Origin of the sequence: Mesorhizobium newzealandense (genome assembly GCF_042682145.1) — a bacterium.
Classification (GTDB): domain Bacteria; phylum Pseudomonadota; class Alphaproteobacteria; order Rhizobiales; family Rhizobiaceae; genus Mesorhizobium; species Mesorhizobium newzealandense.
Genome location: NZ_JBHUGZ010000017.1, coordinates 385,690 through 408,525 on the forward strand (window position 1 = coordinate 385,690; position 22,836 = coordinate 408,525).

General features: G+C 63.5%; 17 protein-coding genes and 1 pseudogene. 14 read left to right on the plus strand and 4 right to left on the minus strand.

Features of this window, described 5'->3' with window-relative positions; genetic code table 11:
- Positions 1 to 33: 33 nt before the first annotated feature.
- Positions 34 to 1,881, minus strand: a complete 1,848-nt coding sequence (locus ACFSOZ_RS26150; protein ID WP_379102656.1) for a peptidoglycan L,D-endopeptidase MepK — start codon at positions 1,879 to 1,881, stop codon at positions 34 to 36.
- Positions 1,882 to 2,351: 470 nt separating this feature from the next.
- Positions 2,352 to 3,893: a sigma-54-dependent transcriptional regulator gene (locus ACFSOZ_RS26155; RefSeq protein ID WP_379102658.1), complete on the minus strand. Its 1,542-nt coding sequence runs from the start codon at positions 3,891 to 3,893 to the stop codon at positions 2,352 to 2,354.
- Positions 3,894 to 4,068: 175 nt separating this feature from the next.
- On the opposite strand from ACFSOZ_RS26155, the gene ACFSOZ_RS26160 reads away from it, so the two are divergent.
- From ACFSOZ_RS26160 to ACFSOZ_RS26220, 13 genes and pseudogenes are all read left to right on the plus strand, one after another.
- The gene (locus tag ACFSOZ_RS26160; protein ID WP_379102660.1) at positions 4,069 to 5,901 is read left to right on the plus strand and encodes a M3 family oligoendopeptidase; all 1,833 of its coding nucleotides are present in this window, start codon (positions 4,069 to 4,071) and stop codon (positions 5,899 to 5,901) included.
- A 373-nt stretch (positions 5,902 to 6,274) separates the two neighbouring features.
- Complete coding sequence (locus tag ACFSOZ_RS26165; protein WP_379102662.1) at positions 6,275 to 7,015, plus strand: proton-conducting membrane transporter; 741 nt, start codon at positions 6,275 to 6,277, stop codon at positions 7,013 to 7,015.
- Between the two features lie 199 nt (positions 7,016 to 7,214).
- The gene (locus ACFSOZ_RS26170) at positions 7,215 to 8,360 is read left to right on the plus strand and encodes an aminodeoxychorismate synthase component I (protein ID WP_379102664.1); all 1,146 of its coding nucleotides are present in this window, start codon (positions 7,215 to 7,217) and stop codon (positions 8,358 to 8,360) included.
- Positions 8,309 to 8,971, plus strand: coding sequence for an aminotransferase class IV family protein (locus ACFSOZ_RS26175; RefSeq protein WP_379102666.1), 663 nt, complete (start codon positions 8,309 to 8,311; stop codon positions 8,969 to 8,971). The genes ACFSOZ_RS26170 and ACFSOZ_RS26175 overlap by 52 nt, the downstream gene beginning before the upstream one ends.
- Before the next feature lie 12 nt (positions 8,972 to 8,983).
- Positions 8,984 to 9,271, plus strand: coding sequence for a YciI family protein (locus tag ACFSOZ_RS26180; protein ID WP_379102667.1), 288 nt, complete (start codon positions 8,984 to 8,986; stop codon positions 9,269 to 9,271).
- A pseudogene (locus tag ACFSOZ_RS26185) lies at positions 9,268 to 10,206 on the plus strand (heme-dependent oxidative N-demethylase family protein). Before ACFSOZ_RS26180 ends, ACFSOZ_RS26185 begins: the two are co-directional and overlap by 4 nt.
- Positions 10,207 to 10,335: 129 nt before the next feature.
- On the plus strand, positions 10,336 to 11,781 hold the full coding sequence (locus ACFSOZ_RS26190) for a homospermidine synthase (RefSeq protein WP_379102669.1): 1,446 nt from the start codon (positions 10,336 to 10,338) through the stop codon (positions 11,779 to 11,781).
- 86 nt (positions 11,782 to 11,867) lie between these two features.
- Positions 11,868 to 12,245, plus strand: a complete 378-nt coding sequence (omp10, locus tag ACFSOZ_RS26195; protein ID WP_379102671.1) for an outer membrane lipoprotein Omp10 — start codon at positions 11,868 to 11,870, stop codon at positions 12,243 to 12,245.
- Between the two features lie 187 nt (positions 12,246 to 12,432).
- The gene (locus tag ACFSOZ_RS26200) at positions 12,433 to 14,490 is read left to right on the plus strand and encodes a 5'-nucleotidase C-terminal domain-containing protein (protein WP_379102673.1); all 2,058 of its coding nucleotides are present in this window, start codon (positions 12,433 to 12,435) and stop codon (positions 14,488 to 14,490) included.
- Positions 14,491 to 14,626: 136 nt separating this feature from the next.
- A complete protein-coding gene (hemH, locus tag ACFSOZ_RS26205) occupies positions 14,627 to 15,691 on the plus strand; it encodes a ferrochelatase (RefSeq protein ID WP_379102675.1) in 1,065 nt (354 codons plus the stop codon).
- A 52-nt stretch (positions 15,692 to 15,743) separates the two neighbouring features.
- Entirely contained in the window at positions 15,744 to 16,976 is a 1,233-nt protein-coding gene (locus ACFSOZ_RS26210) for an NAD(P)/FAD-dependent oxidoreductase (protein ID WP_379102677.1), read from the plus strand.
- Between the two features lie 121 nt (positions 16,977 to 17,097).
- Positions 17,098 to 18,048, plus strand: coding sequence for an SPFH domain-containing protein (locus ACFSOZ_RS26215; RefSeq protein WP_379102679.1), 951 nt, complete (start codon positions 17,098 to 17,100; stop codon positions 18,046 to 18,048).
- Positions 18,049 to 18,062: 14 nt separating this feature from the next.
- Entirely contained in the window at positions 18,063 to 18,527 is a 465-nt protein-coding gene (locus ACFSOZ_RS26220; protein ID WP_379102681.1) for an NfeD family protein, read from the plus strand.
- A 4-nt stretch (positions 18,528 to 18,531) separates the two neighbouring features.
- Here ACFSOZ_RS26220 and ACFSOZ_RS26225 read toward each other — a convergent pair whose 3' ends face one another.
- Positions 18,532 to 19,533, minus strand: coding sequence for a KpsF/GutQ family sugar-phosphate isomerase (locus tag ACFSOZ_RS26225; protein WP_379102683.1), 1,002 nt, complete (start codon positions 19,531 to 19,533; stop codon positions 18,532 to 18,534).
- Between the two features lie 253 nt (positions 19,534 to 19,786).
- Between ACFSOZ_RS26225 and ACFSOZ_RS26230 the strand changes: the two genes are divergently transcribed.
- Positions 19,787 to 21,583, plus strand: coding sequence for an outer membrane beta-barrel protein (locus ACFSOZ_RS26230; RefSeq protein WP_379102685.1), 1,797 nt, complete (start codon positions 19,787 to 19,789; stop codon positions 21,581 to 21,583).
- A gap of 164 nt (positions 21,584 to 21,747) precedes the next feature.
- On the opposite strand, the gene galU is transcribed toward ACFSOZ_RS26230, so the two are convergent.
- On the minus strand, positions 21,748 to 22,653 hold the full coding sequence (galU, locus tag ACFSOZ_RS26235) for a UTP--glucose-1-phosphate uridylyltransferase GalU (protein ID WP_379102687.1): 906 nt from the start codon (positions 22,651 to 22,653) through the stop codon (positions 21,748 to 21,750).
- Positions 22,654 to 22,836 lie beyond the last annotated feature (183 nt).

Below are 22,836 nucleotides of genomic sequence, written 5' to 3' on the forward strand. Positions count from 1 at the left end.
TGCCCGGCGCGGCTTTTTCGTCTGGCTGGTCCGTTACTTGGTCTGGAAGCGGGCGACCGACAGGAACTTGACGGCGTTGCCAGTGAAGCGGTTGGCATCGGCCATCTGGTTGCCCGACTGGAAGCCGGCCGTATAGACCTCGCTCGGCGGCGTATGCACGATGCTGTAGGCGTAGCCCGGCGCTGTCGTGGCGCTTGAAACGGTGGCGACATTCTCGCCGCTGGTCAGCGCCCAGCGGGCGGCCTGCGGTGCGGCGGCAACCACCATGGCCTTGGGACCGGGCTTCAGGTCGCGGGCGGTGGCCCTCGATTCCTTGCGGGTCGTCTTCACGCCGGCGCCGATCGCGGCGGCCGGGTCGGAGCCGGCCGGGCGGGCAACGACAGCCAGGCGAGGCGAGGCGGCATCGGCGCCCGACAGATCGTTGAAGGCCGAACGCGGCTCGGACGCGGACAAGGAAGCGACCTGGTACGCATCGGCCGCGCCAACCTGGGCGTTGGCCTCGTCGAGCACGGCCTTGACCGCATCCGGCCTGGCCATCTCGGGCCGCTCCGTCGGCAGCACCGAGAACGCATCGGTCGCGGTACTGCCGCGCTCAGCCGTATCCGCCAGCGCCATCAGCACATCCTTGCTGGGCGGCGGAGCCAGAGCGGCCGGCAGCGAATCGTCGGGACGCCATGTCGGCAGCGGTACGTTATTGACCGCGACCTGGGCCGCATCCGGGACCTGGGCCGGATCCGGGGCGGCCGACGGATCGGCCATGCCGAACGGCACGTTCGCCGGTGCATGCGCGGTCGCCACGGCCTGTTCGGTGGTGGCTGTCGCATCAGCCATTGCAAAAGGAACGTTCTCGGGCTGTTGGGCGCCGACATCGGCCTTCGGCCGCGGTGCGAAATCAGGCAGTGGAATGCTGCGGGCAGGCAGCGCCGCGATGATCGTCTCCGGCGTGTCCTTTTCCGGCTCCGGAGCCTGCTCCTCGGCAACCTGCGGAATCTCGGCGCGCTGCGCATTCTCCGGCGCCACGATGGCGATGCCCGGGAGGTTGCTGGTCTTGGCTGCCGCGGCAGGCTTCAGGTTTCTAGCCTTGGGCGGAGGTGCAGCCGAAGCGGTCTCGACATCGGCGCTGTCGTCGGCCTCGTCGTCGCCGCCGCCAAAGAAAGCCGACAGGAACCCACCTGATTTCTTGCTGCTGCCGCCGGCACTGGCCAGCTCGATGGCCGGCGCGCCTGAACCCTTGCGCGCCTTGTAGGAGGCGAGCGCCTGCTCATAGCCGGGCAGCGGCCTGCCGTCGCTCGGCACATGCAGCGTCTTGCCGTTGGGGAACAGGCTGACCAGTTCCTGGCGGCTGATGCCAGGCCAATGGCGCACATTGCCGACATCCATATGGACGAACGGCGAACCGGATGACGGATAGTAGCCAACGCCGCCGCCCTGCATCTTGAGACCGATGTTGCGCAGCTTCTTCAGCGGCACGCCGGGAATGTAGAAGTCCATCGCCTTGCCGAGCATGTGCTGGCTCTTCTCGGCGACGCCCCTGCTGCGGCTGCGCAGCATCGAGTTCGTTGACGGCGAGCGATAGCCGCAGACGACCTGGATGTAATCCGTGGCACCGGCTTCCCGATACGCTTCCCAGACCAGATCCAGCAGGCGCGGATCCATCTTGGTCGGCTCGTTGCGGCGCCAGTCGCGCAGAATGATGTTGATCTTCCTCAGACCCTCTGGAACGTAACGGCCATTGCGCTTGTAGACGATCTCGGCCTTCTCGTGGGTGTGGAGGTGATAAAGCTTCAGCGAACGTGTTTCGGCGCTGGCGCCAGTTGCGGCCGCGGCAACAAAACCAAAAGCGACAATCAACGCTGCCAGCCATTTCGGCCAGACGCTCACGTGATGGTGCCGCCCGTTTGTGTGTCGTTCGATTCTGTTCAAATCAAAAGGCCCTGCAGGCTGCCGTTTGTCCCCGGATTTGCCCAAACGGATGTGTCGTTATCACATCCGAATATCGATCCTAATGGTTAATCATCGCTTATTGAAGCCGAAATGCGGTAACACCGTGGCGATATCCCGTCAAAAATCGTTCACAGGCTTTCTTGGTAAACCGCTGGTTTAGATCATGTTTCCGCCTTTGGCCGAAACACGATCTGTTACCGTTAGCCTTAATGCGTGAACAGGCCTGTCCATAGCCCCGCCACATTCCCGCCGAAACCCGATACCGGGCGTAGTGTGACATTGCAAGCTGGCTCCGGCCTTGCGTCCGAAGCATGGATCCCGAACCGAAGGCCGGCAAAGCATGGTGGAAACTGGTTTCCGGAAGGGATTATGCGCTCCAAGCGGTGTTGAGAATCAGGTCCACACACCTACGAGGCGAGCCGGTCGACACGGCCGGTCTCCGGGTCGATGCCGTACTCCTTGAGCTTGCGGTACAGCGTCGAGCGGCCGATGCCGAGGCGGCGGGCGACTTCACTCATCTGGCCGTTGTAGTGATCGATGGCGAGCTTGATCATCTCGAGTTCGACATCGGCCAGCGCACGCACATTGCCGCGTTCGTCGAGCGCTCGCAACGTGCCGAAGCGAGGCTGCAGCCTAGCCGGCGGATCAGGCTCGGTCGCCAGGACTCCCTCGCCGGGCAAGGCTTCCTCGTCGCCCGGCTGGACGTCCAGGGGAAAAGGCTCAAGCCGCGAAGCGCCATCGACGTCGAGATTGACTGTCCCTTCCACCTGCGCCCGGATCTGCGGGAAGTCCTCCGTGGTCAGCACATCGCCTTCACAAAGCACCGAGGCCCGGAAGACGGCATTTTCGAGCTGCCGGATGTTTCCCGGCCAGTCATAGGCCTGCAGCACAGCGAGCGCTGCGGCCGAAATGCCCTGCAGGCGACGACGCGGGTCGGCCGGCGCCACCTTGTCCATGAAATGCGTGACCAGATAGGGGATGTCGTCGCGGCGGTCGCGCAGCGGCGGCACGAAGATCGGGTAGACGTTCAGCCGATAGAACAGATCCTCGCGGAACTTGCCGTCCTTGACCTGCTGCAGGAGGTTGCGGTGCGTCGCCGAAATCAGCCTGATATCGACCCTGACTGTCGAGCGGCCGCCGACCGGGTCGACCTCGCCGTCCTGCACGGCGCGCAGCAGCTTGACCTGCACGTCGAGCGGCAGGTCGCCGATCTCGTCGAGAAACAGCGTTCCCGAATGCGCCTCGACGAACTTGCCGGTGTGCTTGTCGGTGGCGCCGGTGAACGACCCCTTCTCGTGGCCAAACAGGATCGATTCGACCAGATTGTCGGGAATGGCGCCGCAATTGACCGTGACGAAGGGTTTCGAGCGGCGGTCCCCACTGCCCTGGATGGCGCGCGCCACCAGTTCCTTGCCGACGCCGGACTCGCCCTCGATCAGGATCGGGATGTTGGACGCCGCCGCCTTCTGGCCGAGGCGGATCACCTTGTCCATGGCCGGGCTGTGCGTGATCATGTCCTTGAAGGTCAGAAGCCCGCCGCGCCGGCGCGACGTCCGCTTGACCTCGCCCTCGACGGCCTCGACCTTGAGCGCATTGCCTATCGACGCCTGCAGCCTGTCGGGCGAGGCCGGCTTGACGACGAAATCGAAGGCGCCGTGGCGCATCGCCGAGACCACGGTCTCGATGCCGCCCTGGGCGGTCTGCACGATTGTCGGGACATTTATGTCGCGCTCGCGCATCGCCTTCAGCACGCCGATGCCGTCGAGACCGGGCATGACCAGATCGAGGATGACCACCGAAACCTCGCGGGCGCTTGGCCCTTCGAGGACATCGAGAGCGGCCGCGCCGCCGTCGACGACGACAGCGTTGTAGCCGAACCGCGTCACCGCCGCCTCGAGCAGCCGGCGCTGCACGGGATCGTCATCGACTATGAGTATGGAACCTGTCATGACTGATACGACTGCCCGCCCGAGGAAATCTGCCCTGTGGACCATCTTGGCACAGGGTTCTAAATAAGGTTTCAAAAAACCCGGTGAATGAATTCCTTAGCATTTGACCGGCTTCTCGTTTCCTCTTGAACCTTGGCCACGGAAGGTATCGGCGATGCACATGGTTTCTGGGCACATGGTTTCTGCTCGGCCGCTGACGGCGCCAGCCTCCGGTCAGGGCGCGGCCGAGCTTGGCGACCTGCCGGAGTGGAACCTTGCCGATCTCTATGCCGGCATGGATGCGCCGGAACTGAAGCGCGACATCGCCAAGGCCGCCACCGACGCGGTCAGCTTCGAGAGCCGCTGGAAGGGCACGCTGGCTGCCGAGGCCGAGCGCGGCAGCGCCGGCAGGCTGGGCGAGTCGCTTGTCGCCTACGAGGCACTGGAGGAGCTGATCGGCCGCATCGTCTCCTATGCGGGGCTGGTCTATGCCGGAAACACCGCCGATCCGCAGCGCGCCAAGCTTTATGGCGACATCCAGGAGAAGATGACCGACGCCAGCGCACACCTTCTGTTCTTCGCGCTCGAACTCAACCTGATCGACGACGGCGCGATCGAAGGCGCGCTTGCCACCGATCCCGCGTTCGGCCACTACCGGCCCTGGGTGCTCGATCTGCGCAAGGACAAGCCCTACCAGCTCGAAGACCGCGTCGAGCAGCTTTTCCATGAAAAATCGATCACCGGACGCGGCGCGTGGAACCGGTTGTTCGACGAGACGATGACCGATCTTCGCTTCGACATCGACGGCGAAGAGCTGACGCTGGAACCGGCATTGAACCGCTTGCAGGATGCCGACGGCGAGGTGCGCCGGCGGGCCTCCGAGGCGCTGGCCGCGACCTTCCGCAAGAATTTGCGTACCTTCACGCTGATCACCAACACGCTGACCAAGGACAAGGAGATTTCCGACCGCTGGCGCGGCTTCGAGGACATCGCCGATTCACGCCATCTGGCCAACCGCGTCGAGCGCGGTGTGGTCGATGCCCTGGCGTCCGCCGTTCGCGACGCCTATCCGCGCCTGTCGCACCGCTATTATGCGATGAAAGCGCGCTGGCTGGGCATGGAGGTGATGAACCACTGGGACCGCAACGCGCCCTTGCCGGATACGCCGCAGGCGATCATCGGCTGGGACGAGGCCAGGAACACCGTACTGTCAGCCTATCAGCGCTTTTCGCCCGACATGGCCGAGATCGCGCGAACCTTCTTCGACCGCAACTGGATCGACGCGCCGGTGCGTCCGGGCAAATCGCCCGGCGCCTTCGCGCATCCGACGGTGCCGTCGGCACATCCCTATGTCCTGCTCAACTACATGGGCAAGCCGCGCGATGTGATGACGCTGGCGCATGAGCTTGGCCACGGCGTGCATCAGGTGCTGGCCAGTGGCCAGGGCGCGCTGATGGCCTCGACGCCGCTGACGCTGGCAGAGACGGCATCCGTCTTCGGCGAGATGCTGACGTTCCGCTCGCTGCTCGACCAGACCACCGACAGGCGCGAGCGCAAGGCCATGCTCGCCCAGAAGGTCGAGGACATGATCAACACGGTCGTGCGCCAGATCGCCTTCTATGAATTCGAGCGCAAGGTGCATGCGGAGCGCAAGAATGGCGAACTGACCTCCGACAGGCTCGGCCAGTTCTGGCTGGAAGTGCAGGCCGAAAGCCTCGGGCCGGCGATCAAGTTGCGCGAAGGCTACGAGGTGTTCTGGACCTACATTCCGCACTTCATCCATTCGCCGTTCTACGTCTACGCCTATGCTTTCGGCGACTGCCTGGTGAACTCGCTTTACGCGGTCTACCAGAACGCCGAGCGCGGTTTCCAGGACAAGTATTTCGAAATGCTGCGTGCCGGCGGCACCAAACATCATTCCGAACTCCTGGCGCCCTTCGGCCTTGATGCCACCGATCCCGCCTTCTGGCAGATCGGGCTTGGCGTCATCAGCGGCCTGATCGACGAGCTGGAAACACTCGACGCTTGAAACGCGCCTCCAGGTCTCATCTGCCCGCAGAACAGTTTAGCCGGAATGCATGTCGGAGACGGCTATTCTTGGCCTAAATATCTGTTCTTGAAGTACTCTGCGCGGAAGTTTTCCGATAGCTTTCCACAAGCTCTATGATAGCCTTCCCTCCAAGCTCAGCCGGAGTGGAAGCGGATCGGCGAGGGAAAGTCTCAGCCAACCGTGGCGCCTTGGCGAACGCGAAAACGGCCGTTGGCCATGGGCAAGCAAAGCCGATCGCCGACAGCTCCATCGAAGCCGGCTGTTCTGCGAACCGCGGAACCACCATCGAGTAGTCCTTCGCCGAAAGTCATGGACCCATGCCTCGGCAGACGGATCTGACTGGAGAGAGACAATGGGCACTTTTTTCTACATGCTCCTGGCGTTCCTGGTAGGCGTGTTGGTGGGCTGGTTCCTCTGGGGACGCCTGCGCGGCGAGCTCGACAGCTTGCGCGGCGACCTCGACCGCACACGCAGCGAGCGCGACAAGCTGCGCGCAGACAGCGACCGCCTGACCGGTGAACTCGATGCATGCGGCAAGACCCGTGCCGACCTCGAGCGCCGGCTGCGCGAAGCACAGGCGACGCCCGCTGCCGGAACCAGTGCGGCAAAGCCGGCAGGCCAGGCGCCCGCAGCCCTGATGTCGACACCACCGACAGCCAAATCTGCCCCGGCAAAGCCTGCACCGGCCAAACCGGCCGCCGCGAAGACCGCCCCTGCCAAATCGGCGGCGCCAAAGCCGGCAGCGTCGAAACCTGCAGCCAAAGCCACGGCTCCAGCCAAACCCGCAGTTGCAACCTCGGCAGCCAAGAGTTCGGCAACTGCCAAACCAGCAGCGGCCAAGCCCGACAATCTGCGCCGGCTGATCGGCATTGGCCCGGTCAACGAGAAGCTGCTCAAGGCACAAGGCGTCACCAGCTTCGCCCAGATCGCCGCGTGGACAGCCGCCGATATCAAGCGGATCGAGGATGTCATGAACTTCGACGGCCGCATCGCCCGCGAACGCTGGATCGAGCAGGCCAAGCTGCTCGCCGCCGGCGACGAGACGGAGTTCGCCAAGCAGTTTCCGACAGCGGGAACCGCCAGCAACACCTGACCGGCGGAAGCAAGATCGTTACAAACGGCGGTGCCAAGGCGCCGCCGTTTGCTGTTGGCCCGCAACGTCGGCCCAGCTTGGCCCCAAGGTTGGCCAAGAGGTCGGCTTTGAGTGGCAGCGTGCCGTTCCCTCGATTGCGCGCGAGCGGCCCCCCATATAGAGCGGTCGACGGCTTCATTGACCGCAACATCAGAGTCCCATGTCCTTGCCCGCCGCAATTTTCCGCAACGACGAAAGCGCGCGCCAGCTCGTTTTCGACCGGCCGGCCGACACCATCGTGGCGCATGAGGCAAAGGATTTCCTGCCGGCGCTGGCGGCGGCGCAAGCCGCGCACGACGCCGGCAAATGGCTGGCCGGCTATTTCTCCTATGAGGCGGGCTATCTGCTCGAGCCGAAGCTTGTTCCCTTGCTGCCGAAGGGGCGCCGCGCTCCGCTCCTGTGCCTTGGGGTTTTCGATGCGCCGGTCGAAGAGGCGGTGCCGCCCCGCAATGCAGCGGCGACCAATGGCCCGATCTTCGACGCCCGCGCGACGTGGTCGCTCGAAGACTACGAGAAGCGGTTCTCGCGGCTGCATCAGCACATCAGGCAAGGCGATTGCTACCAGGGCAACCTGACCTTTCCGGTGCATGCGCAATGGTCAGGCGACCCGCTTGCCGCCTTCGATGCGCTGACCGAACGCCAGCCGGTGAAATATGGCGCGCTGGTCGCACTCGGTGATCCCATCGTGCTGTCGCGCTCGCCCGAACTGTTCTTCGAGATCGACACTGCCGGCATGATCGAGACGCATCCGATGAAGGGCACGGCGCCGCGCGGCGCCACCAAGGCCGAGGATGAGCGGCAGAAGATCTTCCTGCGCAACGACGAGAAGAACCAGGCCGAAAACCGGATGATCGTCGACCTGCTGCGCAACGATATCTCGCTGATCAGCGAGGTCGGCACGCTGGATGTGCCGGCGCTGTTCCGCATCGAGACCTATCCGACCGTCCACCAGATGGTGAGCGACGTCAGGGCGAAACTGCTGCCGGGTCTCTCGATCCGCCAGATCTTCGCGGCGCTGTTTCCGTGCGGCTCGATCACCGGCGCGCCAAAAATCCGAGCCATGGAAATCCTGCACGATCTGGAAGGCACGCCGCGCGACGCCTATTGTGGCGCCATCGGCTGGATCGCGCCCGGTGGCACGATGCGCTTTTCCGTAGCGATCCGCACCATCTCGCTCTTTTCCGGCGGCGAGGCCGTCTACAATGTCGGTGGCGGCGTCGTCTTCGATTCGACGGCGCAGGAGGAGTACCAGGAGTGTCTGCTGAAAGCGCGCTTCGCGACGGGAACACCGCCGATTTCCAGCTGATCGAGACCATGCGCTGGGAACCCGGCGCAGGCTTCCTGCGCTTCGATCGCCACCTTGCCCGCCTCTATGGTTCGGCGGCGGAGCTTGGCTTTGCCTGCGATCCGCAAAAGATCGGCGAGGTGCTGGGCGATGCGGTCAACGGATCCGGCATCGCGCTGCGCACGCGCCTCGTCCTGTCGCGCGACGGCGCGGTGACCGCCTCGGTACAGCCCTATGAACCGCTCGCCGCCGACAAGGTCTGGGTGCTGCGGCTGGCGCGGACGAGGCTCGATTCGCACGACATTCTGTTGCGCCACAAGACCAGCCGGCGGCAGCTCTACACGCATGCCCGCGCCGAGTATCTCATCACCCAGGCCGACGAGGTGTTGCTGGCCAATGAGCGTGGCGAGATCTGCGAAGCCACCATCACCAATGTCTTCGCCGATCTTGGCGACGGCGTGCTGTCGACGCCGCGGCTCGACTGCGGCCTGCTGCCTGGCGTATTGCGCGCCGAGCTTCTGGATGAAGGCCGCGCCCGCGAAGCGTTCTACAGCTACGGCGATCTGCTGTCGGCCAAGGCGCTCTTTGTCGGCAATTCGCTGCGCGGCTTGATTCCCGCAAGGCTGGTGTGATCGGAGAATGCCATGTTCGTCATTTCGCTGAACTACAAGGTGCCGCTGACCGAGATCGACCGCTTGCAGGCGGCGCATGTCGAGTGGCTGAAGGCCTGCTATGCGGACGGCATCTTCGTTGCCTCCGGGCCGAAGAAACCGAGAACCGGTGGCGTCATCATCGCGCAATGTCCGCGCGAGGTGCTCGACGCCAGGCTGGCGCAGGATCCATTCGCCAGGGCAGGCGCCGCCGACTATGAAGTCACCGAATTCCTGGCGAGGATGACCGGCGCCGGCCTGGACACGTTCAGGGAAGCATGAGCTTGCTCGAGGCCCAGCCCACCCATACGCCCTATGACGGCTCGTCAAAACTCTTCAGCATCGGGCTGAAGCCGCTCGATCCGGCAGACTGGATCGAGGTCGACGATCATTTGCTGCCTTACCTCGCCGAGAAACGCCAGCTCTATGCCGAAATCCCCGAGCGGGTTTTCGTTGAGGAGGACGGCACGCGGGAGGCCCAGCAGGAAGTCCTCGAATTGCTCGGCACGCATCTGCTGGAGAGATTTCCTGGCACCTATCGGCGCACCGGTTCGGGCCTCGAGGTCATGGGCGCCGCGAACCATCCCGCACTCCCGTCCGATCTTGAGGACGCCCCGCTCGTCGCCGCCTCGCTGCTCATCTAGGAAGACCTGATCCTGATGCGCCGCAATGACAGCGGTTGGCGGCTCGTTGCCGGCTCGCTGTGCTTTCCCTCATCCTGGCTGCTGGTCGAGAAATTCGGCCGGCCGCTGCAAGAGATCCACGCGCCGGTGCCGGGTTTCGGGCCGGGCACCCGCCCGGCGGAGTTGATCAACCGCATGTTCGACGGTCTCCAGGGCCAGGCGGTCGAGCGCTACAACTGGTCGATCCAGTCTGACAACGCGCTCTACCATCCGCTCTCGGACCTGCAGCGCATCGACCGCGCCACCAACCGCCCGTCACGGTTTCCGGACGGTGACATCGACGCCCATGCCTTCATCCGTGTCGAGCGGCAGACGCTGCGCAAACTGCCGGTCTCAGGAGATATCCTGTTCACCATCCGCATCCATCTCGATCCACTCGCCTTGCTGGCGCGGCACCCGGATCGGGCGAAGCTCGCAGCGTCTTTCGCCGCCCAGCTCGAAGCGCTCGATCTCGCCCAACTCGACTACAAGGGCCTGACATCAGACCGCGACCGGCTGATCGCCGTCCTTAACCACATGGCCAATGACGCGTAGCCCCTGGTTGGCGCTTTTCGCTGGTTTGTGACAATGATCTGTGATGTAGCGCATGGCCGCCGGGCAAAATATGCCCGGTTTTGCGCGTGTTTTCCCAGTTTCCTGGGTTTTGAAGGAGTGTCCGATAAAATGGCGAATGAAACCTGGCCCGTTTACGGTGAGATCACCGGCCCTGTCGTGATGATCGGCTTCGGCTCGATCGGCAGGGGAACGCTGCCGCTGATCGAACGCCATTTCAAATTCGACAAGTCGCGCATGACGGTCCTCGACCCGCGCGACACCGATCGCAAGCTGCTCGACGAGCGCGGCATCGCCTTCGTCCAGGAAGCCGTGACCGAGAATAACTACAAGAAGCTGCTGTCGCCGCTTCTGACCAATGGCGGGGGCCAGGGCTTTTGCATCAACCTGTCGGTCGATACCGGTTCGGTGGACCTGATGCGGCTCTGCCGCAAGCTCGGCGTGCTCTACATCGACACCGTCGTCGAGCCATGGCTCGGCTTCTATTTCGATACCAAGGCCGACAATGCCAGCCGCACCAACTATGCGCTACGCGAAGCGATGATCAAAGAAAAGCACGACAAGCCTGGCGGCGCGACGGCAGTCTCTACCTGCGGCGCCAATCCCGGCATGGTCTCGTGGTTCGTCAAGCAGGCGTTGGTCAACCTCGCCACCGATCTCGGCCTTGAGTTTTCAGAGCCCGCACAGGAAGACCGCGAGGGCTGGGCCAAGCTGATGAAGAAGGCCGGCGTCAAGGGCATCCACATCGCCGAGCGCGACACCCAGCGGACCAAGAAACCCAAGCCGATGGATGTGTTCTGGAACACCTGGTCGGTCGAGGGCTTCATTTCCGAGGGCCTGCAGCCTGCCGAGCTCGGCTGGGGCACGCATGAGACGTGGATGCCGAAGAACGCCAAGAAGCACAAGCATGGCTCCAAGGCCGCCATCTATCTGGAGCAGCCCGGCGCCAACACGCGCGTGCGCTCATGGTGCCCGACGCCCGGCCCGCAATATGGCTTCCTGGTCACCCACAACGAGGCGATATCGATCGCCGATTTCTTCACCGTGCGCTCCAGGAAGGGCAAGGTTCATTACCGCCCGACCTGCCACTATGCCTACCATCCCTGCAATGACGCGGTGCTGTCGCTGGACGAGATGTTCGGCGCCGCCGGCAAGCCTCAGCCGGTGCACCACGTGCTTGACGAGAACGAACTGGTCGACGGCGTCGACGAACTCGGCGTGCTGCTCTACGGCCACGACAAGAATGCCTATTGGTACGGCTCGCAGCTGTCGCTCGCCGAGGCGCGCAAGCTGGCGCCCTACCAGAACGCCACCGGCATGCAGGTCACCTCGGCGGTTCTCGCCGGCATGGTCTGGGCGCTGGAAAACCCGGAGGCCGGCATCGTCGAGGCCGACGAGATGGACTACAAGCGCTGCCTGGACGTGCAGTCGCAATATCTCGGACCGGTCAAGGGCTACTACACCGACTGGACGCCACTCGACAACCGGCCCGGCCTGTTCCCGGAAGACCTCGGCCGGAGCGACCCGTGGCAGTTCCGCAACATCCTCGTCCGATAGCGGCCTGCTCGGGATACTCCATTGCCTTGCAATCACCCGGAAATCGGGCGATTGAAGGGATGCGGACTGAGGAGAGGATTTTCAAAATGAACATTGCGCGCAAGATTCTTTCGATGAGCGTTGCAGCAGCTGCTGTAGTGGGGCTTGCTGCCTGTGCGACCAGCGGCCCCGATGAACCGCCGATGGCGGCTTCGCCGAAAGGCGTCGAAGGCTCCTGGATCGACGCCAAGGGCACCGGCCTTTCGACCTTCGCCAGCGGCACCTTCACGACCGTCGCGACCGACACCGGCCAGAAGCTTGCCGATGGCAGCTACACCATGACCGGCGCCACGTCGGTGCAGATCAACGGCACGTCGCTGATCCGCCAGACCGCGGTCAGCTTCAACTGCCTGATGGTGTCGACCAGCCAGCTCAACTGCACCAGCTCCAGCGGCCAGAACTTCGTGCTGACACGGCGCACCTGAACCAGCGAGCATTCACGTTCCTGAGGACGGCGGCCAATTGGCCGCCGTCTTTTTTATGCCGGCAAAAGTCCCCGGATTTCCGCTTGCGTCATCCGGAACGCGATGGGAACATAGCCAAAACGCCGACTGTTATGTTCCAGTCAAGCAAGAGCGTTAACGCCTCTGATCAGCTTTCCGGGAGACGAAGATGAAGAAACTTGCCGCCATTGCCGCCCTGTCCGCCTCAGCACTTGGCCTGTCGGCCGGCGCATCCTTTGCCGACTACACGTTGAACATCCTGCACATCAACGACTGGCACAGCCGCATCGAAGGCAACAACAAATATGAATCGACCTGCTCGGCCGAGGAGGAGACCAAGGGCGAGTGCATAGGCGGCGCAGCCAGGCTGATCACCGCGATCGCTCAGGAACGCAAGAAGCTGGAAAGCCAGAACGTGCTGCTGCTCAGCGCCGGCGACAATTTCCAGGGATCGCTGTTCTACACGACCTACAAGGGCAAGGTCGAAGGCGAATTCCTCAACGAGATGAAGTTCGACGCCATGGCACTCGGCAACCATGAATTCGACGATGGCGAGACGGCGTTGGCGCCGTTCCTCGACATGATCAAGTTCCCGGTGCTTGGCGCCAATGTGAAGGCCAACGCGCAATCCAAGCTCGGCGACCGCGTCAAGCCATCGATCGTCGTCGAGGTCGGCGGCCAGAAGATCGGCATCATCGGCGCGGTGACCAACGACACGCCCGAACTTGCCTCACCCGGCCCCAACATCACCATCGAGGACGACGTCAAGTCGATCACCGCGGAGGTCGAGAAGCTGAAGGGCGAAGGCGTCAACAAGATCATCGCCGTGACCCATATCGGCTACAGGCGCGAGCGCGACGTCATTGCGAAAATCCCGGGCATCGACGTCGTCGTCGGCGGCCATAGCCATTCGCTGCTGTCGAACACCGACCCGAAGGCGGAAGGCCCCTATCCGACGATGGTCGACAATCCCGACGGCTATAAGGTGCCGGTCGTGCAGGCCGCGTCCTATTCGAAATATCTCGGCGAGTTCAAGGTGGTGTTCGACGACAATGGCGTCGTAAAATCGGCCAGCGGCGACCCGATCTATCTCGACAAGTCGATCACCCCCGACCCGGCAGTGCTCGCCCGCATCAAGGAGCTTGGCGCGCCGATCGAGGCTCTGAAGAACAAGGAAGTGGCCGAGACCACCGACGTCATCGACGGCAGCCGCGAGAGCTGCCGTACCCGCGAATGCGCGATGGGCAACCTCGTCTCCGACGCCATCCTCGACCGCGTCAAGGGTCAGGGCGTCGAGATCGTCATCTCCAATGGCGGCGGCCTGCGTGCCTCGATCGACAAGGGCACCGTCACCATGGGCGAGGTGCTGACCGTGCTGCCGTTCCAGAACACGCTGGCGACCTTCCAGATTTCCGGCAAGGACCTGGTGGCCGGCCTCGAGAGCGGCCTCAGCCAGATCGAGGACGGCGCAGGTCGCTTCCCGCAGGTCGCCGGCCTGAAATATTCCTTCGACAAATCCGTCGCCCCCAACGCCGGTCGCGTCAAGGCGGTGGAAGTGATGGAAGGCGGCGTCTGGGCGCCGATCAACCCCGACAAGGACTACCTGGTCGCCACCAACAACTACGTCCGCCAGGGCGGCGACGGTTACAAGATCTTCGCCGACAAGGCCAAGAATGCGTATGACTACGGTCCGGGCCTCGAACAGGTGGTTGCCGACTATCTCGGCGCGCACCGGCCCTACACGCCGAAGCTCGACGGCCGCATCACCGAGATCGCCGCGACCGTTGCGGCGGCGCCAGCGGCGCCGGCCGCTGAACCAGCCAAGCCTGCAGAAGCAACCCCGGCGCCCGCACCCGCGGAACCGGCAAAGCCTGCGGAGGCGGCGCCTGCAATGCCCGAACTGCCCGCCAACTCGGGCGATATCGCCAACACGCCACCGGCCATATCGACAGAGACGGCGCCCACGCCGCCCGCTGCACCTGCCGCGCCAGCGAAACCGGCTGAAGCAGCACCGGCTCCCGCACCAGCTCCTGCCGAACCGGCAAAGCCAGCCGAGGCCGCACCGGCCGAAAGCAGCCATGTCATCGTTGCCGGCGATACCTATTGGGATCTGGCAAAGAAGGCCTATGGCGACGCGACCAAGTGGAAACTGATCTATGAGGCAAACAAGGGTCAAAGGCCTCACCGCCTTGCGCTTGGCGCGACGCTCACCATCCCGGCGAAATAGCCTCGCTTCACCCTTTCGACGACAGCGCCCGCCCGGGAAACCGGGCGGGTTTTCTGCTTTCAGGCTAAGGTGCGGCCAGACGCTGCATTGAAAGCGCGCGCAAGATGGTTAGGTTCGCGTCTCCTGGAGAACCCTTATGACGCTTTCGACCCCTGTCGATCCCAAAGCCGCGAAGGCCATCGGCCCGTTGCCGGCCGGACATCCGCCGGTCAAGGCTGGCAAGATCGGCGTCATGCTGGTCAACCTCGGCACGCCGGACGGCACCGATTTCAAGCCAATGTGGCGCTATCTCCGGGAATTCCTGTCCGATCCACGCGTCATCGAGCTCAACAAGGCAATCTGGTATCCGATCCTCTACGGCGTGGTGCTCACCACCCGGCCGAAGAAGTCGGGCGCCAACTATGCCAGGATTTGGAACCGGGAAAGGAACGAGTCGCCGCTGCGCACCTACACCCGCGCCCAGGGCGAAAAGCTGGCCGAGGCGCTGCGCGACCTGCCCGATGTCGTCGTCGACTGGGCGATGCGCTACGGCGATCCTTCGACCGCGAGTGTGGCCCAGGCGCTGGTCGACAAAGGCTGCGACCGCATTCTTTGCTTCCCGCTCTATCCGCAGTATTCGGCGACGACCACGGCAACCGCCAACGACCAGCTGTTTCGTGCCCTGATGAAGATGCGCCGCGCACCGGCCATCCGCAGCGTGCCCCCTTACTACGACGAACCGGTCTATATCGAAGCGTTGGCGCGTTCGATCGAGCGGCATCTGACCACGCTGGATTTCGAACCGGAGGTTGTCGTTGCCTCCTTTCACGGCATCCCAAAACCCTATTTCGAGAAGGGCGACCCCTATCATTGCCACTGCCAGAAAACGACGCGGCTGTTGCGGGAACGGCTCGGCTGGGATGACAAGAAACTGATCATCACCTTCCAGTCGCGCTTCGGCGCGCAGGAATGGCTGCAGCCCTACACCGACAAGACCGTCGAGAAGCTGGCCAGGGACGGCGTCAAGTCGATCGCCATCGTCAATCCCGGTTTTTCGGTCGACTGCATCGAGACGCTGGACGAGATCGGCCGCGAGGCGGCCGAGACCTTCCATCATGCCGGTGGCAAAAACTTCGCCCATATCCCTTGCCTCAACGACAGCGCCGAGGGCATGGGGGTGATCGAGGCGATGGTGCGGCGGGAACTGTCCGGCTGGGCCTGAGGCCGGAACAACACAAGCTCCGGGGCGTTGAGCAGCACCTCCGGAGAACTTGATGCCTCGCAAACTCGACCTCAGAACTGGCCGGCCCGTCTGGTCCGCCTATCGCGCACCTGCGGTGCACACCATCACGCTCACCCGTGACGCAAAGGCCGACGTGCTGATCACAAAGGCCGACGTGCTGATCATCGGCATGGGCATCAGCGGCGCCATGATGGCCGAGGCGCTGACGGCCGATGGCCATGCGGTGATCTGCATCGACCGCCGCGGCCCGTTGAAAGGCTCGACCTCGGCAACCACCGCACTGGTGCAGTTCGAAATCGACCAGCCGCTTTCGATGCTCTCGAAGATGATCGGCAGAGCCTCGGCGGAGCAGGCCTGGCGACGCTCGCGCCTCGCCGTTTCCAACCTCGCTGCTCGCATTGCCGAACTCGGCATCAACTGCGCCCTGAGCCGCACCCCATCGCTCTATTTGGCCGGCACGGCGCTCGGCCCATCGGAACTCCGCGACGAGGTCGACGCCCGTCGGAAAGCAGGCATCGCCGCGACCTATCTCACATCAGCACCGCTGGCAGAGACATTCGGCATCGCCCGCGACGGCGCCATCCTCAGCCATGGCAACATCGCGCTCGACCCGCGCAAGCTGACGGCTGGCTTGCTGCTGAAGGCCCTGGAGCGCAAGGCCCGTTTTTACGCCCCGGCCGAAGCGACGGCGATCGAGGACAGTGCCGACGAGGTGGTCGTGGCGACTAGGGATGGCCCGACCATCACCGCACGGCACGTTGTTCTGGCCACCGGCTACGAGCTGGTCGACATCGTGCCGGCGGCGGCCCACCGGATCATCTCGACATGGGCGATCGCGACACGCCCACAATCGCGAAAGATCTGGCCCGATGCTGCCTTCATCTGGGAAGCCTCCGATCCCTACCTCTATATGCGCGCGACGGCCGACGGCAGGGTGGTTTGCGGCGGCGAGGACGAGGATTTCGTCGACGAGACGCGGCGCGACGGGCTGATCGCTGACAAGAGTACGCGCATTGCCGAAAAACTTGGCCGGCTGTTTCCGCATCTCGACGTCAGGCCCGAATTCGCCTGGACCGGTTCGTTCGGCACCACGACAACCGGCCTGCCCTATATCGGCGCGCTTCCCAGACACCCGCGCATCCATGCCGTCATGGGTTACGGCGGCAATGGCATCACGTTCTCCCAAATCGCTTCCGAGATCATTTCGGCCTCGATCAACGGACTTGACGATACGGATGCAGAGTTGTTTGCCTTCAACCGCTGAGTGCAAACCCACAAACAATCCATCATCACCTGATTGTAACGTTGCTGAAACACACTTAAGTCTTTGGTGAAGCCGGCTGCGCGAGAGTGGCTTTCGCGGCCTGCCTCTGAGGGAGAGCCAAATGGATTTCAGTGGTTTCGATATTGCGGTCATTGTTCTGGTCGCGCTTGTCGTGCTGGTGCTGTTCAAAGGCATCAAGACAATTCCGCAAGGCTATAACTATACGGTCGAACGTTTTGGCCGTTACACCAAGACACTGAGCCCCGGCCTCAATCTCATCACGCCTTTCGTCGACCGCATCGGCGCCAAGATGAACATGATGGAACAGGTGCTCGACGTTCCGAGCCAGGAGATCATCACCCGCGACAACGCCATCGTCGGTGTCGACGGCATCGCCTTTTTCCAGATCCTCAACGCGGCGCAGGCCGCCTACCAGGTTTCCGGCTTGCAGAACGCCATCCTAAACCTGACGATGACCAACATCCGTACCGTCATGGGCTCGATGGACCTCGACGAACTGTTATCCAACCGCGACGCTATCAACGAGCGCCTGCTGCGCGTCGTCGACGAAGCGGCCCATCCGTGGGGTATCAAGATCACCCGCGTCGAGATCAAGGACATCAACCCGCCAGCCAATCTCATCGAATCGATGGGCCGGCAAATGACGGCCGAGCGCAACAAGCGCGCCCAGATCCTCGCCGCCGAGGGCCTCAAGCAGTCGCAGATCCTCGAAGCCGAAGGCCGCAAGGAAGCCGCTTTCCGCGACGCCGAGGCGCGCGAGCGTTCGGCTGAAGCCGAAGCGCGCGCCACGCAAGTGGTGTCGGAAGCAATCTCCAAGGGCGACGTGCAGGCGTTGAACTACTTCGTGGCGCTGAAGTACACCGAAGCGCTCGGCAAAATCGGCACGGCCACCAACAGCAAGATCGTGCTGATGCCGATGGAAGCCTCGTCGCTGATCGGCACGCTTGGCGGTATCGGCGAGATCGCCAAGGAAGTCTTCCGCAGCGAAGGCACGACAGGCGCGCAAAGGCAGGCCGCGCGTCCGCCTGTGGTTCGCCCGAGCGAGAACTGAGGGTTTACACTCCCATGATCGACCGCATCATTTCCGAACTCGGCCCTTGGAGCTGGATGGTTCTGGGCTTCGTGCTGCTGGTGATGGAAGTCATCGCCCCCGGCATCTTCATGCTGTGGATAGGCATCGCCGCATTGATCATCGGCGCGGTATCGCTGCTGATCTGGGACGCCGGTTTCTGGACCTGGCAGATCCAGGTCCTTGCCTTCCTGGCATTGTCTGTTGTGTCGGCCTATGCCGGTAAGAAACTGGTCGGCGGGCGCAATGATCCGACCGATCAGCCGCTGCTCAACCGGCGCGGCGCGCAGATGGTCGGCAGGATGGCGACGCTCGCCGAACCGATCCGGGACGGGCGCGGCCGCATCAAGCTGGGCGATACGCTGTGGCGTGTCTCCGGCCCGGACCTGCCGGCCGGCACGCAAGTGCGGGTGACGGCCGCGGCCGACACGGATCTGGAATTGACCGTGGAGGCTGTCTGAACGCTCAGGCCGCGCCGATACGCAAGAGATCGTGCAGGTGGATCAGTCCGACCGGCCGTTTGCCTTCCACCACCATCAGACTGGTGATGGCTGAATTGTTGATCGTCTGCAGCGCCGTTGCCACCAGCGTGTCCGGCGCCGCCGTCTTCGGTCCTTTTGTCATCACCTGATCCACCGTCATCGCAAGCAGATTGCTGCCTATATGGCGTCGGATGTCTCCATCGGTGATGATGCCGACCAGAGCGCCGTCGGCGTCGGTGATCGCCACGCAGCCAAATCCCTTGCGCGACAATTCCAGGATCGCCTCCTGCATGCCGGTGCCCGCGACCACCATCGGCAGCCTGTCGCCGACATGCATGATCTCGCGGATCTGCGTCAGATTGGCGCCGAGCTGGCCACCCGGGTGAAAGGTGCGGAAATGGTCCGGCGTGAAGCCACGCGCTTCGAGCAGGGCGATCGCCAGCGCATCGCCGATGACCAGTTGCAGCAGCGTCGACGTCGTCGGCGCCAGGCCGTGCGGGCAGGCCTCCGCTGCACGCGGCAGCAGCAGCATGACGTCCGCGGCCCGCGCCAGCGCCGATGTCTCTCCGGCGGTTATGGCGATAAGCGGAATGGAGAAGCGCCTGGAATAGGCGACAATGCCCATCAGTTCCCTGCTCTCGCCCGACCACGACATGGCGATGATGGCGTCATCCCTGGCAATCATGCCGAGATCACCGTGATTGGCTTCGGCGGGATGGACGAAAAAGGCCGGCGTGCCGGTCGAGGCCAGCGTCGCCGCGATCTTCGAACCGATATGGCCACTTTTGCCGACGCCAGTGACGATCAGTCGGCCTTCGATCTTCGAGATCACGTCGACGGCATGGGCAAAAGGCCCGGCCAGTCCGTTCTCGAGTGCCTCGGCAAGAGCCGTGACACCGGCCTGTTCGGTTGCCAACGTTCTCAGCGCCGAAGCTATCGACGCTTGCCTGTCCAAAGGCTTCTTATCCAGGGATCCCGCATGCATGGCTGATGCGATTAACGTGTTGCCGCCCGCCTGTCCAACAGAAATGGCCCCACGCACGTCGCCCAACTGTCCGAGGTGGTTTGGGACGGCGACAAGCAAGAGGACAAAAACCTTGACGCACGCGGCATGAATCCTCTTGGAAATTGGCGCTTGAGGCCCCCTGACGTGGCCGCCCCCCTCAACCCTCCGTTAACCATCCCCGTTTACGGTTCGGTAAGTATGGCGCGCGTGCGCCGCGCGAGCAGTGGTGGCGATGTCCGGGGTTCATCCAGAAAAATCAAGAGGACGAAGGAGCAAGGCCGCCTGCGCCTTGCTGCTGGCGACCAGCATGCTTGCCTTGCTGCGCCCGACGGCGCTCCATGCCCAGGAAGCGGAACTGCGTGGCGAGGTGTCCGAATCGGCGATCCTCTCCGATCAGCAGCGCAAGGCGCGACAACTCGCCCTGGCAGCCCAAGGCCAGCAGGCGCCGGCCGATGCCGCGCAGGACAATGCGCCGGCACGAACCTACCTGCCGGCCAGCGCCGGCGCCGTGCCCGACGACACGGACACCAACGACGCAACGGCGACCGGCAGCGTGTTTGATCCGCCGGCTGCCACCGACGATACCTCCACCGACACCCCGGCACCGCCAAAGCCTCGCCGCCGGCCATCAACTGCCAGCCGAAATGCGGCGGCTCAGGCCAAGGACAAGGCCGCCGACAAGTCGAAGAAGAAAAAGTCGACGACCGCAACCACCGGCGCTGCTGCGTCCACCGACACCACTGCATCCACGACGGATGATGCCGATACCAATGACGCGGATCAGGACGCAGCCAACCGCCGTGCCGTCACCATCGACACCGTCGACCGGCAGAAGCTCGACCCGGGCGCCGAACGCACCGCCTCCATCCAGGGCCAGAAGAACAAGGCCGAGGACGATCCGTTCGCCGCCACCGGTGTCAAATGGGGTTCGTTCGTCATCCGGCCGACCATCGAACAGGGCCTGACCGCCACGTCGAACGGCGATTCGAGCAATGCCGGCAAGTCGGCGCTGTTGTCCGAGACGGCACTACGCTTTTCCGCCGCCTCCGACTGGAGCGAGAACTCGGCGACGATCGATGGCTATGGCCTTTTCCGCGAGACCGTGTCGGGCTATCCGGTTCACAATGAGCAAGGCCGCATCGAAGGCCAGCTCAACGTCGACCTCGACAACGAGTTGCGCGCCATCGCCAAGCTCGGCTACGAGGCCGTACCGGAATCGGCCTCCTCGCCGGACGCCATTGCCGGCGTCGACACGCAGCCGCTGCGGCAGACTATCGACGGCAGCCTCGGCATCGAAAAGGACGCCGGCAAGATGCGCTATGCGTTGACCGGCGCGGTCACGCACGACTTCTATGGCGACGCCAAGCTTTCGGACGGTACCTCGCTGTCGCAAAAGGATCGCGACTCCACGCTCTACACGGCGACCTTGCGCACCGGCTACGAAATCTCGCCGGCCATCACCCCCTTCACCGAAATCGAGGTCGGTCGCCGGGACTATGATCAACGCGTCGACAACGAGGGTTTCGAGCGCTCCTCGACGCGGCTCGGCGCCCGCGCCGGCCTTGAACTCGACATGGGCGAGAAGCTCTCCGGCGAGTTCTCCGCCGGCTGGCTACGGGAAGCGATCGACGACAGCAGTCTGGAGGCAATTTCAGGCGCCACTGTCAACGCCGACCTCAAATGGTCGCCCGAACGCGGTACCACGATCGGCCTGACCGGCCAGACCACCGTCGAGCCCACGACCACCGCCGATGAAAGCGGCGATATCCTCTACTCCGGCCGCTTGACGGGCGAACGGCAGATTCGTGCCAACCTTACCGGAAATGCGGCTCTGGGCCTGGACTGGCGCGACTATATCGGCGTCGACGGCCACGACATGACCCTGAGCGCCGAGGCCGGCCTGACCTGGTGGCTGAACCGCTATGCCGGCCTCACCACCCGGGTCAGGACCGAAAAGCTGACCAGCAATCTGCCGGGCCGCGACTACACTGCCAACAGCATCTTCCTGGGCGTGAAGGTGCAGCGCTGAGCACTTGCACGCACAGAGGCCTACGCCAAGGGTATGTTGAGATTCAGGTCAGGCCGAGTCGAGAGCGATGGATTCCGAGAACCGCAACGGAGCTACATTTGAGCACCGGAAGCGCAGGAACCCACCATTCGCAGGCCGGCATCACCTGAATGTCGACATAGCCTCTAGAAGGCGGCGCCGCGACGCTCCGACGGCTTCAGTTCGTCGAGAAGCGTGCGGATGACGCCGGCCATGTTCTCGTTCATGTCGCTGCGCCATAGCGCGAAGGCGACATTGGCCTCGACAAAGCCTTCCGGCGATCCGCAATCGAAAGTGCGGCCCTGATAATGGTAGCCAAAGAAGGGCTGCAGCTTTTCAAGCTTCAGCATCGCGTCGGTGAGCTGGATCTCGTTGCCGGCGCCCTTTTCCTGGCCTTCGAGGATCTTGAAGATCTCGGGCTGCAGGATGTAGCGGCCGTTGATGTAGAGATTGGACGGCGCGGTTCCAGTCTTGGGCTTTTCCACCATCTCGGTGATGCGGAAACCATGATGCGTGTCCTCGCCGCGGCCGACGATGCCGTATTTGTGGGCTTCGGCGGGATCACATTCCTGCACGGCGATGATGTTGTTGCCGGTTTCCTGGTAAAGCTCGACCATCTCCCTCATGCAGCTCTTTTCCGACTGCATGATCATGTCGGGCAACAAAAGGGCGAAGGGTTCATCGCCGACCAGTTCGCGCGCGCACCAGACGGCATGGCCGAGCCCCATCGGCACCTGCTGGCGGGTGAAGCTGGTCTGCCCCGGCGCCGGCTGCAACCGTTGCAGGCGAGCAAGCTGGTCGTCCTTGCCGCGCTGGGCCAGCGTATCATAGAGCTCGAACTGGACGTCGAAATGGTCCTCGATGACGGCCTTGTTGCGGCCGGTGACGAAGATGAAATGCTCGATGCCGGCCTCGCGCGCTTCATCCACCACATACTGGATGACTGGCCGGTCGACGACGGTCAGCATTTCCTTGGGGATGGCCTTGGTGGCCGGGAGAAACCGCGTGCCGAGACCGGCGACCGGGAAGACTGCCTTGCGAACTCTCTTCATGCTGTCAATTATCCGTTTGATGGCCTGCTCCGCAATCCCCGTTTCAAGACATTTTCACGCCGAAATTGAGGATTACTGGACGATTGAGGGGGAACGTTCACCGATAAAGCTTTGAGGCGTCTTTTCGTTCCCGGCGGCACCTATGGTAAACTAATTCCTAACCTGGTTCGGCGATGAATGGTC

What these genes read in the sequence shown, in the direction of transcription:
- ACFSOZ_RS26155 (WP_379102658.1), bottom strand. Translation starts at nt 3,893, where the DNA reads ATGACAGGTTCCATACTCATAGTCGATGACGATCCCGTGCAGCGCCGG.
- ACFSOZ_RS26160 (WP_379102660.1), top strand. Translation starts at nt 4,069, where the DNA reads ATGGTTTCTGCTCGGCCGCTGACGGCGCCAGCCTCCGGTCAGGGCGCG.
- ACFSOZ_RS26165 (WP_379102662.1), top strand. Translation starts at nt 6,275, where the DNA reads ATGGGCACTTTTTTCTACATGCTCCTGGCGTTCCTGGTAGGCGTGTTG.
- ACFSOZ_RS26170 (WP_379102664.1), top strand. Translation starts at nt 7,215, where the DNA reads ATGTCCTTGCCCGCCGCAATTTTCCGCAACGACGAAAGCGCGCGCCAG.
- ACFSOZ_RS26180 (WP_379102667.1), top strand. Translation starts at nt 8,984, where the DNA reads ATGTTCGTCATTTCGCTGAACTACAAGGTGCCGCTGACCGAGATCGAC.
- ACFSOZ_RS26190 (WP_379102669.1), top strand. Translation starts at nt 10,336, where the DNA reads ATGGCGAATGAAACCTGGCCCGTTTACGGTGAGATCACCGGCCCTGTC.
- omp10 (WP_379102671.1), top strand. Translation starts at nt 11,868, where the DNA reads ATGAACATTGCGCGCAAGATTCTTTCGATGAGCGTTGCAGCAGCTGCT.
- ACFSOZ_RS26200 (WP_379102673.1), top strand. Translation starts at nt 12,433, where the DNA reads ATGAAGAAACTTGCCGCCATTGCCGCCCTGTCCGCCTCAGCACTTGGC.
- hemH (WP_379102675.1), top strand. Translation starts at nt 14,627, where the DNA reads ATGACGCTTTCGACCCCTGTCGATCCCAAAGCCGCGAAGGCCATCGGC.
- ACFSOZ_RS26210 (WP_379102677.1), top strand. Translation starts at nt 15,744, where the DNA reads ATGCCTCGCAAACTCGACCTCAGAACTGGCCGGCCCGTCTGGTCCGCC.
- ACFSOZ_RS26215 (WP_379102679.1), top strand. Translation starts at nt 17,098, where the DNA reads ATGGATTTCAGTGGTTTCGATATTGCGGTCATTGTTCTGGTCGCGCTT.
- ACFSOZ_RS26220 (WP_379102681.1), top strand. Translation starts at nt 18,063, where the DNA reads ATGATCGACCGCATCATTTCCGAACTCGGCCCTTGGAGCTGGATGGTT.
- ACFSOZ_RS26225 (WP_379102683.1), bottom strand. Translation starts at nt 19,533, where the DNA reads ATGCATGCGGGATCCCTGGATAAGAAGCCTTTGGACAGGCAAGCGTCG.
- ACFSOZ_RS26230 (WP_379102685.1), top strand. Translation starts at nt 19,787, where the DNA reads ATGTCCGGGGTTCATCCAGAAAAATCAAGAGGACGAAGGAGCAAGGCC.
- galU (WP_379102687.1), bottom strand. Translation starts at nt 22,653, where the DNA reads ATGAAGAGAGTTCGCAAGGCAGTCTTCCCGGTCGCCGGTCTCGGCACG.